This window comes from Acidobacteriota bacterium (assembly GCA_028874215.1).
In the GTDB taxonomy this organism is placed as follows: domain Bacteria; phylum Acidobacteriota; class UBA6911; order RPQK01; family JAJDTT01; genus JAJDTT01.
Window position 1 is genome coordinate 218645 of record JAPPLF010000042.1, and the last position, 15905, is coordinate 234549.

At 61.3% G+C, this 15905-nt stretch carries 15 protein-coding genes; 12 read left to right on the top strand and 3 right to left on the bottom strand.

Going from position 1 to position 15905, the window contains the following annotated elements:
* The first annotated feature begins 12 nt into the window (after positions 1-12).
* The 8 genes from OXT71_08690 to moeB all read left to right on the top strand — a co-directional run bounded on the left by OXT71_08690 (position 13) and on the right by moeB (position 6524).
* The gene (locus OXT71_08690) at positions 13-330 is read left to right on the top strand and encodes a response regulator transcription factor (GenBank protein MDE2926461.1); all 318 of its coding nucleotides are present in this window, start codon (positions 13-15) and stop codon (positions 328-330) included.
* Positions 331-845: 515 nt separating this feature from the next.
* Positions 846-1508 carry an MBL fold metallo-hydrolase gene (locus OXT71_08695; GenBank protein MDE2926462.1) on the top strand — a complete coding sequence of 221 codons (663 nt, stop codon included), beginning with the start codon at positions 846-848 and terminating at the stop codon, positions 1506-1508.
* A gap of 46 nt (positions 1509-1554) precedes the next feature.
* Positions 1555-2277: an HAD-IA family hydrolase gene (locus OXT71_08700; GenBank protein ID MDE2926463.1), complete on the top strand. Its 723-nt coding sequence runs from the start codon at positions 1555-1557 to the stop codon at positions 2275-2277.
* 57 nt (positions 2278-2334) lie between these two features.
* A complete protein-coding gene (locus OXT71_08705; protein MDE2926464.1) occupies positions 2335-3174 on the top strand; it encodes an ABC transporter substrate-binding protein in 840 nt (279 codons plus the stop codon).
* A gap of 101 nt (positions 3175-3275) precedes the next feature.
* The gene (locus OXT71_08710) at positions 3276-3692 is read left to right on the top strand and encodes an Rrf2 family transcriptional regulator (protein ID MDE2926465.1); all 417 of its coding nucleotides are present in this window, start codon (positions 3276-3278) and stop codon (positions 3690-3692) included.
* Between the two features lie 18 nt (positions 3693-3710).
* Positions 3711-4634: a cysteine synthase family protein gene (locus OXT71_08715; GenBank protein ID MDE2926466.1), complete on the top strand. Its 924-nt coding sequence runs from the start codon at positions 3711-3713 to the stop codon at positions 4632-4634.
* Positions 4634-5065: a M67 family metallopeptidase gene (locus tag OXT71_08720; GenBank protein ID MDE2926467.1), complete on the top strand. Its 432-nt coding sequence runs from the start codon at positions 4634-4636 to the stop codon at positions 5063-5065. The genes OXT71_08715 and OXT71_08720 overlap by 1 nt, the downstream gene beginning before the upstream one ends.
* Positions 5066-5096: 31 nt before the next feature.
* Positions 5097-6524: a molybdopterin-synthase adenylyltransferase MoeB gene (gene moeB, locus OXT71_08725; protein MDE2926468.1), complete on the top strand. Its 1428-nt coding sequence runs from the start codon at positions 5097-5099 to the stop codon at positions 6522-6524.
* On the opposite strand, the gene OXT71_08730 is transcribed toward moeB, so the two are convergent.
* Positions 6437-7231: a nucleotidyltransferase family protein gene (locus tag OXT71_08730; GenBank protein ID MDE2926469.1), complete on the bottom strand. Its 795-nt coding sequence runs from the start codon at positions 7229-7231 to the stop codon at positions 6437-6439. The genes moeB and OXT71_08730 overlap by 88 nt on opposite strands.
* Before the next feature lie 90 nt (positions 7232-7321).
* Between OXT71_08730 and OXT71_08735 the strand changes: the two genes are divergently transcribed.
* Positions 7322-7648: an iron-sulfur cluster assembly accessory protein gene (locus OXT71_08735; protein MDE2926470.1), complete on the top strand. Its 327-nt coding sequence runs from the start codon at positions 7322-7324 to the stop codon at positions 7646-7648.
* Between the two features lie 58 nt (positions 7649-7706).
* Here OXT71_08735 and folB read toward each other — a convergent pair whose 3' ends face one another.
* Positions 7707-8063, bottom strand: a complete 357-nt coding sequence (gene folB, locus OXT71_08740; protein ID MDE2926471.1) for a dihydroneopterin aldolase — start codon at positions 8061-8063, stop codon at positions 7707-7709.
* 205 nt (positions 8064-8268) lie between these two features.
* Here folB and OXT71_08745 point away from each other — a divergent pair, with 205 nt between their 5' ends.
* From OXT71_08745 to OXT71_08755, 3 genes are all read left to right on the top strand, one after another.
* Positions 8269-8979, top strand: a complete 711-nt coding sequence (locus OXT71_08745) for a metal-dependent hydrolase (GenBank protein MDE2926472.1) — start codon at positions 8269-8271, stop codon at positions 8977-8979.
* A gap of 84 nt (positions 8980-9063) precedes the next feature.
* Positions 9064-10068: a hypothetical protein gene (locus OXT71_08750; protein MDE2926473.1), complete on the top strand. Its 1005-nt coding sequence runs from the start codon at positions 9064-9066 to the stop codon at positions 10066-10068.
* On the top strand, positions 10065-10916 hold the full coding sequence (locus tag OXT71_08755; protein MDE2926474.1) for a PP2C family protein-serine/threonine phosphatase: 852 nt from the start codon (positions 10065-10067) through the stop codon (positions 10914-10916). Before OXT71_08750 ends, OXT71_08755 begins: the two co-directional genes overlap by 4 nt.
* A gap of 89 nt (positions 10917-11005) precedes the next feature.
* Here the strand turns inward: OXT71_08755 and OXT71_08760 are convergent, their stop codons facing one another.
* On the bottom strand, positions 11006-15760 hold the full coding sequence (locus tag OXT71_08760) for a DUF3320 domain-containing protein (protein ID MDE2926475.1): 4755 nt from the start codon (positions 15758-15760) through the stop codon (positions 11006-11008).
* Positions 15761-15905: the final 145 nt, after the last annotated feature.

Here is a 15905-nt window from a genome sequence, read left to right on the forward strand (position 1 = left end):
GCACGGACTCCCATGTCTCCTGACGTCATCCGGGCGGGAGGCATTTCGGTGAATCTGGAGCAGTGTACGGCCCGGGCCGGACGCCGCGTGCTCCGACTGACGCTCACCGAATACAATCTTCTGGTCTGCCTGTTGCGAAATCCGGGACGGGTCCTGAGCCGCCGTCAGTTGCTGGATGCGGCATGGGGAGAAAACTACCAGGGTGGCGAGCGGACCGTGGATACCCACATTGGACGGCTCCGGAAGAAGCTGGGCAAAGCGGGGCAACGGATCCAGACCCTGCGTGGAATGGGCTACAAGCTGGATGCGGTCCGGCGGCGATCGGTTTGATCTGCCTTCCTCGGTTCTTGACGGTTAGCGTGTCGCAAGTTTGTTCGCCACCGTGTTCTTCGCAGTGGGGTCCTGGTTTCGGATCGTAAAGCGCCTGGGCGTCTCCCATCCGGATGGCGAACCCGTACAAGCCGGACTCTGATGCCGGCCGGTGCCGGATCGTCCCGGTACTGGCGACTCCGTCTCGTACGGCGGTTTACAGATTCGATTCCAAGGTTCTTCCGATCTGGGAAAATACATTAAATTATTGAATAAACATCATTGTGAAAAGTATAAGAACTAGGGGAGAGGAATGGATAAGATACTGAAAATAAAGAACCTGCTAGGTCAGATTCGGCTGAATCGAAGTCACTCGCGATTCCGGGTGGATGCCACCGCTCGGAAGTCCCGCTTTGTCCCAGTCCGAATTCGTGGCGGGTCGATTTCGAAAACGGTCCTGGATGATCGGGGCTGAGGACGGCCGAAGAAGGACCGGCGGCGATGGAGTTGACCTGCGCGCCCACGAGCCAGAGAATATGCGCGTTGTGAGTTCCTTTGAGATCGAGTCGGACGCGGTGGAGCCGTTCTTCAAGAACGGCTACATCCTGTCGTGTCCGGCCAGCGGAAACGCCATCTACATCGACCCTGGGGACGAGGCTCCCCGCCTCCTGGCCCGCGTGCGGGAACGCCGTCTCAGCCTGATCGCCGTGGTGCTGACCCATGCCCACGTGGATCACATTACGGGCGTCGGACAAGTAGTGGAGGAGTGGAGAACTCCCATCTACCTGCATCCTGAAGATCGTTCCATCTACGACGCTCTGCCCGAGTGGGGCTATTGGTTCGGGCTCAACTGCGATCCCGCGCCGCCGCCGACCGACATCCTGGAGGACGGACAGACGCTGAGCCTGGATTGTCTGCGGATCCGGGTGCATCACACCCCCGGCCACTCCCCGGGCAGCGTCTCGCTGGAGGTGGAGAATCACCTGTTCTGCGGGGACACCGTGTTCCAGGGATCCATCGGCCGGACCGATCTGCCCTTGGCCTCCTACGAAGTCCTGATCGAGACCATTCGAAACAGGATCCTTCCCCTGGGGGACGACGTCGTCCTCTACCCGGGCCACGGACCCGAGACCACGGTGGGCGAGGAACGCCTCGGCAACCCGTTCCTGACGGGGGCGGCCCGCCCCGTCGGCTTTTAGCCGGGCCAGGCAACGACTCCGAAGGAACGACCGCTCCCGGAAGGCAATGATGGGGCCGCCCTGGAAGATACGGTGGGTCTTCTTCGACGCGGTGGGAACCCTGTTCCGCGTGCGCGGCTCGGTGGGCGAGGTCTACGGCCGGGAGGCGTTCCGTTACGGGTTCGAGGGCGCTCCGGATCGTCCCGGGTTCGGCGCCATCGACCGTGCCTTCAAGCGAGCCTTTCGGAAGGTGCAGGCGGCGTCTCCTCTGGCGGGAAGATCGGGAGAAGCCGCCCAGAAGGAGTGGTGGAGGGAAGTGGTCCGGGAAACCTTCAAGAGCCTGGGGCCGTTTCCCCGGTTCGAGAGCTTCTTCGAATCGGTCTTCGATCTCTTCGCCACGGACGCCGCGTGGGTGCTGGAGCCTGGGTGCCGGCGGGTCCTGAATCGTCTTAAGCTCCAGGGGCGAAACCTGGGGATCATCTCCAACTTCGACAGCCGGATCGATTCGGTCCTGGAGGCATTGGACATCCGGCAATACTTCGATCTGATAGCAGTTTCCTCCCGGTCGCCTCACGCCAAGCCGGAGGAAGCGATGTTCCGGATGGCGGTCCGCCAGGCCGGGGCCGATCCGGGCCGCTGCCTTCATGTGGGAGACCATCCGGAGGAGGACTACGACGCCGGCCGGGCCGCCGGCCTGCACGCTCTTCTTTACGATCCCGGCCGGCGTTGGCCGGGCCGCGCCGAACACCGCGTCGAGGATTTGCAAGGCGTCGGTTCGTTTTTGCTATAGTGCAGCCTCTTGACGGCACCGGCCCGGGCCGAACGGCCCACCAACAGGAGAACCCCAGTGAAAGACCAGGTGATTCACGTCGCTCATAGTCCCGATAGTGACGATGCCTTCATGTTCTACGCCCTGGCCACCGGCGCCATGGACACGGGCGGGCTTGAGTTCGTTCACGAACTCAAGGACATCGAAAGTCTGAATCAAGATGCCAAGCAAGGCCACTACGAGGTGACGGCGGTGAGCATCCATGCCTACGCCTATCTCGCCGATCGCTATGCGCTGCTGGACAGCGGGGCCAGCATGGGTGAGGGATACGGGCCGGTTCTGGTGGCGCGCGAACCGTGGGGTGTGGAACGGATCTCATCGCTGCTGGTGGCGGTGCCGGGGGAGCGGACATCCGCACTCCTGGCGCTCAAGCTGTTGGAGCCCAATCTGCGGTACCGCGTGATCGACTTCGACCAGATCATCCCCGCGGTCCAGGCAGGAGAGGTGGATGCGGGCCTGATCATCCACGAGGGCCAGTTGCTGTACGAGAGCCTGGGCCTTCACTGTGTGGTGGACCTGGGCCGCTGGTGGAATCAAGGTACCGGTCTACCTCTCCCTCTGGGGGGCAACGTGATCCGGAGGGACCTGGGAAGGGATCGGATCCACCAGGTCAGCCGGCTCTTGAAGGAGAGCATCCGCTACGCCCTGGAACATCGGGACGAGGCCTTGGACTACGCTCTGAGTTATGGCAGGGGACTGGGACGCCGGCAAGGCGACCAGTTCGTCGGGATGTACGTCAACGAACGCACCCTGAGCTATGGCGAGAAAGGGCGGCGGGCGGTCCGCCTCTTCCTGGAACGCGGATACTCCGCCGGCCTGATTCCCCACAGGCCGGACATCGAATTCGTGACCTGCTGACGGGAAGATCTCAAGCGCCGGGGAGTTCTTGACACCACCTCCCGGACAATCCCATAATGCCGACGAAAGTTGACTAAAACAGTAGGGATTGTGGAGATGCCATGAAGATCACCGCGCGAGCCGATTACGCCATCCTGGCCATCTTCGAACTGGCGCTGCATCCTCCGACGACTCGCGTGCAGGCCCGGGAGCTGGCCGAGAGTCAGGAAATTCCGCTGAGGTTCCTGGAGCAGATTCTGATTCAGCTCAAGAAAGCGGGCATGGTCGAGAGTGTCCGGGGTGCCGCGGGCGGCTACAAACTGGCCTGTGCGCCCAGAGAGATCAGCCTGGCCCGGATCATGGAAGCGGTGGAGGGGGACGTGACCCTCCTCGATTCCAGAGTGAAGCCGACCTGTGTCTTGTACAAGGTCTGGCAGGAGATCGATCAGGAGTTCGTGGACAAGCTCGGGTCCATCACCGTCGAGGACCTGGTTCGCCGAAAGATCCGGGACGACCGAGTTCTGGTTTACCATATCTGAGGAGCGCGCAAGAGACTCATGGAAGTCGAGTTGGAAGTCGAACCGAAAGAGAGTCTGCTGAGCCGGATCGGCAACACGCCGTTGGTGGAGATCCGAAGGATTCTGCCGCCGGGCCGGGTCCGAATCCTGGCGAAGCTGGAGGGATTCAACCCCGGCGGATCGGTCAAGGACCGGGCCGCGTACAACATGATCCGGACCGCCGAGGAACAGGGATTGCTGCGGCCGGGGCGCACGCTCATCGACTCCACCAGCGGAAATACGGGAATCGCATACGCCATGATCGGAGCCGCCCGGGGTTACGATGTCCTGTTGGCCATGCCCGCCAATGCCAGCATCGAACGGAAGAAGATTCTGGGGGCCTATGGCGCCAGGATTCGTCTGACCGATCCGTTGGAGGGCTCTGACGGAGCCATCCGGGAGATCCGCAGGCTCTACCAGGAGTCGCCGGAAAAATATTTCTACCCGGACCAATACAGCAATGACGCGAACTGGAAGGCCCACTACGAGACTACGGCGCTGGAAATCTACCGCCAGACCAGGGGCGAAATCACCCACTTCGTGGCGGGTCTGGGAACGAGTGGAACCTTTGTTGGAGCGACCCGCCGTCTCAAGGAGCTGAACCCTCGGATTCAGGCCGTCTCCTTCATGCCCGATTCCCCCTTCCATGGCCTGGAGGGCCTCAAGCACATGCCCACGGCGCTGGTTCCCGCCATCTACGATCCCGATCTGGCCGACTTGAATATGGAGATATCCACCGAAGCGGGGCAGCGGATGGTCCTGAGGCTGGCGCGGGAAGAGGGAATATTTGCGGGGATCTCCGCCGGCGCGGCCCTGGCGGCCGCGCTCGAGGTCGCTCGGAATCTGGATCAGGGCGTCATCGTGGCCATCTTCCCGGATTCGGGAGACAAGTACCTCTCGGAGGCATTCTGGGAGAGTGATTGATGCTCTATTTGAAACCGGAGGACCTGGAGCGCATCAAGGTTATTGCCGAAGCGACCTATCCTCACGAGTGCTGCGGACTCCTGGTCGGTTCGGCGGGAACCGGCTTCAAGCGGGTATCTCGGGTAGTGGAGGCGCAGAACCAGAGGAGCGACAGCGCGGCCAATCGATACCTGATCGCGCCCGAGTTCCTGTTGGAATGGGAAAAGCGGCTCCGGGGGAGTCAATCGCAGATATTGGGTTTTTTTCATAGCCACCCCGACGTGCCGGCCCGTCCGTCCCAGTATGATCGGGACCATGCGTGGCCCTGGTACTCGTACCTGATCGCTTCGGTGCGCCGCGGCAAGACGGCGGAGATATTGTCCTGGCTCCTGATGGAGGACCGCTCCAGCTTCGAGCCGGAAGAATGGGAATTGGAATCCCAGGGATCTTGAGATCTGTTCGTATCCGATTAGGAGGAAAGCCATGGCTGTCAAGGTGTTCATTCCCACTCCCCTGAGGCCCCATGTGGGCAACCGGGAGTCCTTGGAGTTGGAGGGAGCCACCATACGGGAGGTGCTGCAGAGCCTCACGGAGCAACACGGAACGCTCCGCAAGCACCTCTACACTCCCCAGGGGCGCCTGAGGAATTTCGTCAACGTCTATTTGAACGACGAAGACATTCGATACCTGCAAAGGGAGGACACGGCCGTCAGCGACGGCGACACGGTCAGCATCGTTCCCTCCATCGCCGGCGGCAGTGTGGCGGCTGCCCCGCCAGGCCTCCTCACGCATGAGGAGATCCGGCGGTACAGTCGCCACCTGATCATGCCCGAGGTGGGTTTGGAGGGGCAGCGAAAGCTGAAGCAGGCCAGCGTCCTGTGCATCGGCGCCGGCGGCCTGGGGTCACCCCTGGCCATGTACCTGGCGGCGGCCGGAGTGGGCCGCCTGGGAATCGTGGATTTCGACGTGGTGGACGAGAGCAACCTGCAGCGGCAGATCCTTCATGGAACCGGCGACGTGGGGCGGCCCAAGCTGGAGTCGGCGCAGGAAACATTGTCTCAAATCAATCCTCACGTCCAGGTGGAGACTCACCAGTTAAGACTCAGCTCCGAGAACGCCCTCGACCTGTTCCGGTACTACGACGTCGTCGCCGACGGAACCGACAACTTTCCCACCCGATATCTGGTCAACGACGCCTGTGTGTTGAGCGGAAAACCGAACGTCTATGCCAGCATCTTCCGGTTCGAGGGCCAGGCGTCGGTTTTCGCGCTGCCGGACGGACCCTGCTATCGCTGCCTCTACCCGGAGCCGCCACCCCCGGGTCTGGTGCCCTCGTGTGCCGAAGGGGGAGTCCTGGGGATTCTTCCGGGGCTGGTGGGGATCATCCAGGCGACCGAAGTCGTGAAGCTGATCCTGGAGCAGGGGGATCCCCTGGAGGGGCGGCTGCTCCTGTTCGACGCCCTGGGCATGAAGTTCCGGGAGCTGAAGCTGCGCAGAGACCCGGAATGCCCGGTTTGCGGTGATGAACCCACCTTGCACGAGCTCATCGACTACGAACAGTTTTGCGGAATCGAGCCTGAGTCAGCGACCGCGGTCGAGGAAATCTCGGCCGTGGAGCTGAAGCAGGAATTGGACCGGGGCGACGACGTCTTCATTCTGGACGTGCGCAACCCGCCCGAGTACGAGATCTGCCGAATCGACGGGGCCCACCTGATCCCCTTGGGAGATCTGCTCAACCGGATCAACGAGTTGGACACCTCGCGGGAGATCGTGGCCCAGTGCCGGTCGGGCGCCCGGAGCGCCCAGGCCGTGCAGCTATTGCGTCAGGCGGGCTTCCGGAAGGTCCGGAATCTGGAGGGCGGAATCCTGGCCTGGGCCCGGGACGTGGACCCCACCGTCCCAGCATACTGACCCACGCCGTGTCCGGTTCGCCGGAGGCGATCCACCTGCTCCGGCAGGTTGATGTTGGTCACCACGCCCGAGTCCACAACGGACACCAGCAGCTGGGAGCTCAATCGGCGCCTCACCACCCAGCGCGCTCCCTGGTTCATCGGGGCTTGCTTCAGCTCGGCAAAGAACCGTTGCGGGAAGAGCACCGGGTGTCCCTTCTTTCCACGGTGCCGGGGAATCAGGATGCAGGCGGGACACCGGGAATGTTCCCGGAGCAGGGCGCGGAGAGTGGACTTGGCCACGAGGGGGTGGTCCACGGCGTGCACCAGCGCGCCGTCGTAGGCATCGAGTTCCTTCAGAACCAGAAGGAGGCTGGAGAGGGGACCGCGGTCCGGATCGGGGTTCACCAGGACCCGGGCTGCCGCCGGTTCGAGGCGGCTCCGGATCTGGCGATGTTGCCGTCCCAGCACCACCCAGGGGTCGGTGCCGAGAGTCAGGTGGCAGTCGAGAACATGTTGCAGAAAGGTTTTACGCCCCAGTGGGAGCAGGGCCTTGGGGCGCCCCATGCGGCGGGAGTCGCCTGCGGCCAGAATCACGGAGGCGACCCGGTTCAGCATGGGATGGTAGAATATCAGCCCGTGGCAAAAGTCGTCACGGCATTCGACCGTCCCTGCACAGGCGCGGACAGCGTTGCTATGGGCGCACATACTCCCGGTATGCGCGCCCATAGCGCCGTGTCCGGCGGGCGCAGGAACGGTTTCGGTGCTCGCGGGACTTTCACCACGGACGGATAGACGAAGCAGGAGTACCGGCAGGAAATGTCCATCACGATCACAGAAGCGGCTGCGGACAGGATCAAGCAGGGCCTCCACCAGGAGGGGCTCAGCCGAGGCGGACTTCGCCTGGGAGTCCGCGGAGGCGGATGTTCCGGACTGAGCTACGTCATGCGGTTCGAGGAGGAGAAGAAGCCGGGTGACCGGATCTTCGAAGCGTATGGCGTGCAGGTCTTCGTGGATATGAAGAGCTATCTTTTCCTGAAGGGCATGGGCCTGGACTGGCAGGGGTCGATGATGCAGCAGGGGTTCACCTTCGTGAATCCCAATGCCTCCCGAACCTGCAGTTGCGGGCAGTCCTTCGGAATCTGACTGCCGCGGCGCCTCCGAACCCTTGCGTCGTCACGGACCGCGGTGACCCGGCGGAGAATCAGGCGGGCCGGGTCAGGGTCACGGCCACCTCACTCAGTTTTTCCTTCAGTTCTGCAGGCCGTTTTCTGACCGTCACCTGAACCCGGTCAATAGGGTTTTCCTCCAGCAGGTGCCGGCAGAGAGTCCGGGCCAGCGCCTCCACCAGAAGATACTCCCTCTTGGCGGCGATGGCCCGCACGCGGTCCACAACCTTCACGTAGTCCACCGTCAGGTCGATGGAATCGCTGTTGCCGGCCGCCTCCAGGTCCAGGCCCAGGTCCAGATCGACCCGGATCGATTGGGGCCGCGCTCGTTCCTCGCGGGTCACGCCGATGCGGGACCGGCACTCGATGTCCAGCAGACGGAGGCTATCCATGTCGGGCTTCGCATGCGAACCGCCGGGGCGACCGGGCAGCCTCGGGCGTTCGGATGAGTCGGGCAACCGGCCGGGTTGGGATCGAGTCGCCGCGCCTTGGCCGGAAGCCGCTCCCGGTCGCGGCGTCACGCGGGATTCTCGCCGGCGGGGCGAGTTTACTCGATTCGCCGGGCCGAGTATATTGTGCCCCCAAGAGGAGGTCGCCATGGGAATCGGTCGCGGAGTCGGGATCCAGTATCTGGGTCACAGTACGTTTCTGTTCACGTCACCGTCGGGACGGAAGGTGTTGATCGATCCCTGGACCGAAAACAACCCGGCCTGTCCCAAGGAGGCGGCGCAGATCGACTCGCTGGATGTCATCTTGGTGACCCACGGGCATTTCGATCATATTCAGGATGCCGTGAGTCTGGCCACACGGCTGGAGCCGCAGGTCGTCTGCATCTTTGAGATCGCCAACTGGCTGGAAAGCAAGGGCGTCTCCAACATCGTGGCCATGAACAAGGGCGGAACCGTGACCGTGGAGGGTCTCCGCGTCACCATGGTGGACGCCCGGCACAGTTCCGGGATCATGGCTGACGACGGCACCATGATCGAGGGGGGAGAGCCCGCCGGTTACGTGGTGGAGTTCGAAAACGGTCTCCGCATCTATTTCGCCGGCGATACCTGCGTCTTTGGCGATATGAAGATCATCGCCGAGATCTACCAGCCCGAGTTGATCTTCCTGCCCATCGGAGACCACTTCACCATGGGACCCGTGGAGGCGGCCTATGCGTGCCGGCTGCTGGACGCCCGCAAGGTGATTCCCATGCACTACGGGACCTTTCCCATCCTCACCGGCACTCCGGACGAATTGGCCCGGCTGACCCGCGACCTGGGGACCGAGGTCATCGCCATGAGTCCTGGAGAGACTCTTTAGTCGTCGAATGCGCCGAGGCGGCCGGAGCCCGGAAGGCTCCCGATACGGGTGGAACCCTCGGTGCGCGCATCACTCCGGCTGAAAATGAACCTTGAAAGTCGGAACCAATACCATTCGGTCCATGCCGGTGTCGGCTGGCGGGACCTTTCGGGCCGGGGAAAGCTCCTGGTGACGGGAGCGGACCGTGTCCGCTTTCTCCATTCCATGATCAGCAACGACGTCGAGGGTCTGGAGGACTACCAGGGCCGGTATGGCACCTTTCTGACCGCCCGCGGCAAGATGGTTGCCGATTTCTACTACTACCGCTTGCCTCAAATGGTCCTCATGGACGTGGACCTTTCCCTGGCCGACCGGACCCGGGAGGCGCTGGAGACCTACGTCATCATGGACGAGGTGGAGCTTTCGCTCAGCGGCCGCTTCAGCCACTTCTCGCTCCAGGGTCCGCGGACAGGGGATCTGGTTCGGGCGCTGTTTCAAGCCGAGGTCCCGGCCCAACCCCTTCAGGCCGTAGAGGCGGATTGGACCGGAGACTCCGCCTTGTTGGTCCATAAGGCGGATGTCGGGGTGGCGGGCTGCGAGATCATATTGTCCACCAATGACGCTTCGTCTTTTTCCCGGGCCCTGTCGGAGTGGAAGGGACCGTTCCCCGTCCGGAGGCTGGATCCCGAGGTGTGGAACCTGCTTCGAATCGAGGCCGCCATACCGCAATTCGGCGTGGACATGGACGATGCCAACTACCCCATGGAGGCTCGCCTGGATTCGGCCATCAGCCTGACCAAGGGATGCTATCTGGGACAGGAGGTCGTGGCCAAGGCCACCCACATCGGCGGCGTCGGGAGGTTTCTCATGGGCTTGGTCCTGGAAGGAGAAGAGCCTCCGGAGCCGGGAGCCCGTGTGCTGAGTCCCGAAGGCAAGGCCATCGGTTCGGTCACCAGTGCCGTTGTTTCGCGGCGACTGAGCGGGCCCATCGCCCTGGGGTACGTGAGGCGGGCCTTTGCCAATCCCGGACAGATTCTCCATGTGGAGCTGGGTCCCGAGAGTCACGTCAAGGCGCGGGTTGTGGACCGCTTCACGAGTGAGGAAGCGTGACTGAGGCGCGTGATCCGGACAAACTGACCCGAATCGCACGCATGGACCTGAGGGAGATCGAAGAGGAGTTCGTCTCCCTGGCCGACATGCAGCGCCGCATCATGCCCGATCCGGGTCGGGTCACGGCGTATGCCGACTACGACATCTACGGCGTCACCCTTCCCACCGCAGTGGTCGGCGGAGATTTCTACGACTTCATCAACCTGGAAGGACGGTTCGACCTCAAGGACCGTTTCGGCGTCGTCATTGCCGATGCCGCCGGTCACGGCCTGGTGGCGGCGATGCTGATCCGCGATTTCAACACGGCCCTGTATACGGCCATCGCCTTCGAGGCGGCCTACGCCCAGGATACGACCAATCTCCTCTTCTCCAAGATCAACCGCCGCATGTTCCGGTCATCCCGGCCCGACCAGTTCATCTCCGCGTTCTACGCAGAGGTTCACAAAGACGGCATCGTCCGGTACATCAACGCCGGCCACTTCAGCCCCCTGGTCCTGAAACGGGATCGAATCGAGACCCTGGACGTGGGCGGCCTGGTCCTGGGGGCCTTCTGGACTCCACCCATCGAGTATCGGGTCGGCGAGACGCGGATGGAGTCGGACGACGTGCTCGTCGGCTACACCGACGGCCTCATCGAGACTCGCAACGGGGAAGGCAGGGAATACGGCGTCGAGGCCCTGCGACGGCTGGCCTGGTCCAACCGGGACCGCTCCGCCAAGGAGATGTGCGACACCATCATGGCGGATGTCGCGGCCTTCGGCGGCGCCGGCCGGCAGAACGACGACCGGACCATCATCGCCATCAAGAAAGACCCCATCAAGGAAGTCGGTCCAGCCAATCTGGATTGAGCGTCGACTGATCCCAACTCGACAGAGGATTGGTGCCGAAGGTCTTGGGAGCCTCGGCGATATCCGCGAAGGGAACGGCAGCGGCTTTCTTACCTTCCATCCGGCCCTGGAACCGGAATCTCGTTTGGCCCCGGACGCAGGTGCTGCCGTTGATGGGTCAAAGTGCCGCCTTCGACAAGTCTGTCAAGAACGGTCTTGAAGCGTGACCGAATACCCGGACCGACCCTTTTGAATCCGAATAGTCGGGCAGCCTCGTTGATGGCGCCAGTTTCGTCGATTCCGTGGCTCGCCCGAACGGCGTGAAGTAGAGCTGCCCCGAGTTCCTGTGGTGAGATCAGATCGATTTTGCGCATCGCTGGGGGCAGGCCGTCACGGCGTCGAAGCGGAACCTGTTTGTGGTCGTGACGCCACAGGAAGTTGTCCAGCCGATAGATTTTTCCTTGCCGGACGGCTTCGTTGGCAGCAGTCCGGATTCGATTTCGAATTCGACTGCCGACCCGCTTCACACCGGCCGCGGTGGCAATTCGGCGCGCGACCTCTTGCAAGTGTACCGGACTCTCCACTTGAACTACTTGGAGAATCCAGTTCATCACATGCCCGGACCACACTTCATGGAGTTCCTGACCCAATAGGCGGACCCCTGGTTTTCCCAGGAGGTATGGATCGGCAACCTGCTGTGCGGCCTCTGGGATCCGAACGCGAGAAATTGGAGCCGGGTGACGTTGGGGTCTCTTGGGAGCACGTGTGCTGAAGGAACCGTCCCGCATGGCTTGCCGGATCGCATCTTCGACCTTCTCCATTTCCCGTTCAGGGTGATGGAACCAGTCGGTGCTCCAGATTCGATGAATCGTCCAGCCCAGGCCCTCGAGTACCTGCTGCCGGAGACGGTCTCGATCCCGAGCCGAGCGGGCGCTGTGGTAAGTGGCGCCGTCGCATTCGATTCCCAGCAGATAACGTCCCGGACGATCCGGGTCGATGATGCCCAGGTCCACGAAAAAACCGCTGGAGCCGATCTGGTGATCCACGGAGTGGCCGCTCTCTTTCAATCTGGCAGCGACAGCCTCCTCGAATGGGGAGTCGGCCTCACCCCCCGATGGTCGCGGGACTTCAAGAATTCCACTCGCCGCGTACTTCAGAAAGGTCTGGAGTGCTTGGACGCCGCGGGCGTTGGTTCGCCTCAGGTCCAGATCCTCGGAATTGAAGTTCGAGTAGACGACGCAACGCCGGCGGGCCCGCGTAATCAACACGTTCAGCCGCCTCTCGCCGCCGTCCTGGTTGAGCGGGCCGAAATTCATCGCCATGCGCCCGTCCTCGGTTTTGCCGTAGCCAATGCTGATCAAGATCACATCCCGTTCGTCGCCCTGGACGTTCTCAAGGTTCTTGACGAAAAACGGCTCGTCCGGGTGCTTGGCGAAGAATGATTCGCGTGAGGGATCCTGGCGGCGGAGAATCTCCAACTCGTCTTCAATCCGTCGGGCCTGGGCAATACTGAAAGCGGCGACTCCCAGTGTCAGATCGGGTTGAGTTTGTGCATGATTCATCACCGCTTTGGCCACCGCGTGTGCCTCTCCTCGATTGAACCTCCGCCGGGCGCCTCGTTCGTAAAAGGTGTCGGGATCACACCGAAACTGAAGTCCAACCTCCCGCCTCTGCGCGTCCGGACTCGGAAAGATCACGAGCCGATTCTCATAGAACTCGTGATTCGAAACGGCGATCAGCGATTCATGACGGCTTCGGTAATGCCAACGCAGCATCCGCTCCGGGGCTCCTTGAGCGGCAAAAAGTCCCAATATGCTTTCGATATCGCTCGTCGCGAATTGATCCTCTTCTTCCTCCCCCTCGACAATCCGTTCGAAAAAACGAGTGGGAGGAAGCTGTTTGCTGTCACCAACTACAATCGACTGCCGGGCGCGGCGGATGGCGCCCATGGCTTCAACCGGCTTGACCTGACTGGCTTCGTCGAATATCACGAGGTCGAAGCGGACCGATTCCGGAGGTATGAATTTGGCGACAGAGAGCGGGCTCATCATGAAGATCGGTTTGATCTGTTGAATCGCGTTTCCGGCCATGGCCATGAGCCGACGCAGGGGAAGATGTCTCCTCTTCTTTTCGAACTCACGCTTCAGGACGGCGAGTTGTCCGCCGCCATGCTGACGTGGTAGCCGCTCCCAATGAGCCTGAGCGACGAGAGCCCGATTGTGCTGGAAGAAATCCATGTCCAGCTTGCAGAATTCTTCGATGAACTTCTGATGCATGCCTCCTTCGAATTCGGTCAGAACCGGCCGTTCTTGGAAGGCTTTCTCAATCAGGGCAACGAACCAGCTTCGCTCGAAGAGATCGACCAGATGAACGCCGGCGTGTTTCCAGGAACCGGCCATTGAGATCGTTTCCTGAAGGCCGGCGTCGACCAGCCGTTTTTCGATGCTGTTGTAGCGGACGATTTCGCGAAGCGAGTCAATCTGGTTCGCGGCGGTATCGAGCCAGATTTCCAAATCGGAGAATGGACGATCCGTCGGTCCGGTTCCTGAGCGTGCGCCCGAAGCGTTGTATTCCAGAACCTTGGCCACGGCTTCGAGGGCGCCGGAGAGACTTTCTGAGTCAGTATTGCAGGTCTCAACCAGGGAATCTGAATCCTCGCCGTCCAGATCGCGATCCAGCAGTTCGTGGATTCGCTCATCGACGGCTTTGCCCGCTATCTCCTGGTGAAGAACGAGTAGCCAATTGATCACCTCGCTCAGGTGACGATTCTTGGCCGGATTCCGATCCAGCCTGATTCGGGGGAAGAGGCGTGCCAGGAGCCGGGAGCCCTCGATCCGTTGTCGGAGGCGCTGTTCACGGAGAATCGCCTCGACGATTCTCAATTGTGCCGATCCCTCGGAAGGGAGATCGCGCCGGCAAAGGCCGTACAATCCAGCGCGGGCGGCGCGGTAATTTCCGGAGAGAAACCGCCACCACTTGTCGCCGAACTTCATCAGAGGCCGACGGTAGCTCAACACGTTCCGGCCCCAGGCTTCAGAAATCAGGATGGACTCGTACCGGGAATGAAGCTCGGAAAACTCGAGAACCTCTCCGGCAATTTCCTTGATCTCGTCGTGCCGGAGCTTCCAATCCGGATGGCGGTGATCGACGTTGATGAGGTCCGGACATTCGATGGTGCGCGACACTGTGCGGGTCAGTCTGGCCACCTTCTGCAGATCCGGTTCCGGATCCTCCAAGTTTGCGGACCCCTGCAGCTTTGCGACCGATCCACGGAGCTTGCGGAGCGCATTGGAGGCGTTACGGAGTGCCTTCAAGATCCTCAATCGATCCGTCGGCAGGTACGATGTCCGGGTACTACCCCAGAAAACATGTTTTCTGGGCTTGCCGATTACACCTATGGTTTCCTGAAGCTCGGAGACCAATTCCCGCAACAGAAGAAAGTCACGCCGTCTGGACGAGGCCACGCCGTTGCCGGTGAGAAGTGGCCATTCTGTGCCGGGATCCAATTCCTGGAATCTGGCCAGTCTGCCGATGACTTCGTGCGGCGTGAAGCGACTTTCCCCGATGGGTGTATTGACGGCGACCGAATAGTCGTCGAGTCGTTTTCGCCGCCTGGCCATCAGCTGCCGGTCTTCGGACACGTCCTCAACTTGGGGCTTTCCCAAATGAAGCGTGCGTCTCAGTTCATCGACGACCGTCTTTTTGTTGGCGGTATGGCTGTGCAGTTCGAGGCAGGCGTCTCCGATGTGAACGCTGTCGAGTCTCCGCTTGACGACTTCGAGAGCCGCCATCTTCTCGGCGACGAACAGGACCTTTTTGTCTTGGGCGATCGCTTCGGCGATCAAATTGGTAATGGTTTGTGACTTGCCCGTTCCAGGAGGGCCCTGAATGACCAGATTGCGGCCCTGCATGGCATCGATGACGGCGAGAGTTTGTGAACTGTCCGAATCGAGGATCTGGTGCGCATCCGGTGCGGTGAGCCGGGGATCGAGACCGTCTCCTTCAATATCGTCCGGCGCACCATTTCCGAAGCCTTGATGGCTGAGAAGGGCTTCTATGACGGGATGATCCGAAGGCGCTGAATCTTCTGGCCACGATTCCGGGTCTAAATCCTTGTAGATCAACAGTTTGCTGAAGGAGAAAAAGCCGAGGAATATGGCGTTGGCGTCAACCGTCCACCTCTCTTTTCCGGAAATCGCAACGCGGACCTTTTGAAAATAGTCGTTGACGTCCAGGTCTTCCACGTCGGGAAGTTCCGGTAGCCCGATATCGAAGTCTGCTTTCAGTTTCGCTTCCAGAGAAAGATTGGCCCCGATCTCTTCGCCGGTGCAACCGAGCCGGTAGTGTGCCCGGATACTGGTGCGAGAAAGCTCGACCGGAACCAGGATAAGAGGAGCCATGCGGAGCAATTCGCTCGATTCGGATTCGTACCAATTGAGGGTGCCCAGAGCGAGAAAGAGAATGTTGACCCCTTGTTCTTCGATGGAGGTGTGGGCGGCTCTGAAGGTGTTCTTAAGCCGGATTTCCAACTGGGTTGCCGAGTAGGGTGTCTGGAGTTGGTTGTCAACGTGATGCGCCGCCGGCTCGGTGGATGGATCCTCGAATTCGGTTATCGAGGCCAGCAGTACCTGGGGAATTTCCGCTTCGAGCGATCCGTCTCCGCCACTCGAACCGGTCGGCAGAAAATACATCAGACGTTCATTCCGGACGATGATCCTGAAGATCTCCCTTGGGATCTCGCCGGTGATCGTCAGTCCGCGCGTCTTGGACGGGCGAAAGTTCAGAAGGGGATTGCGCAGGGTGAGATCAAGAAGGTCCCTGCGAGACCTGTCGAGTTGCGTTGCGACAGAGGTAGAAGTACTCATCGTCCGGCGGAGGCACGCACCATCGGTAGGCCTCTACAATAGGCGAACCGCCGCCGGGAAATCCATTACTTCATAGGGTCTCAACGCAAGGCTAGGCTGAACTTCCAGCCTGCCTGACCGATATTTTCGCTTCAAATCATTGATT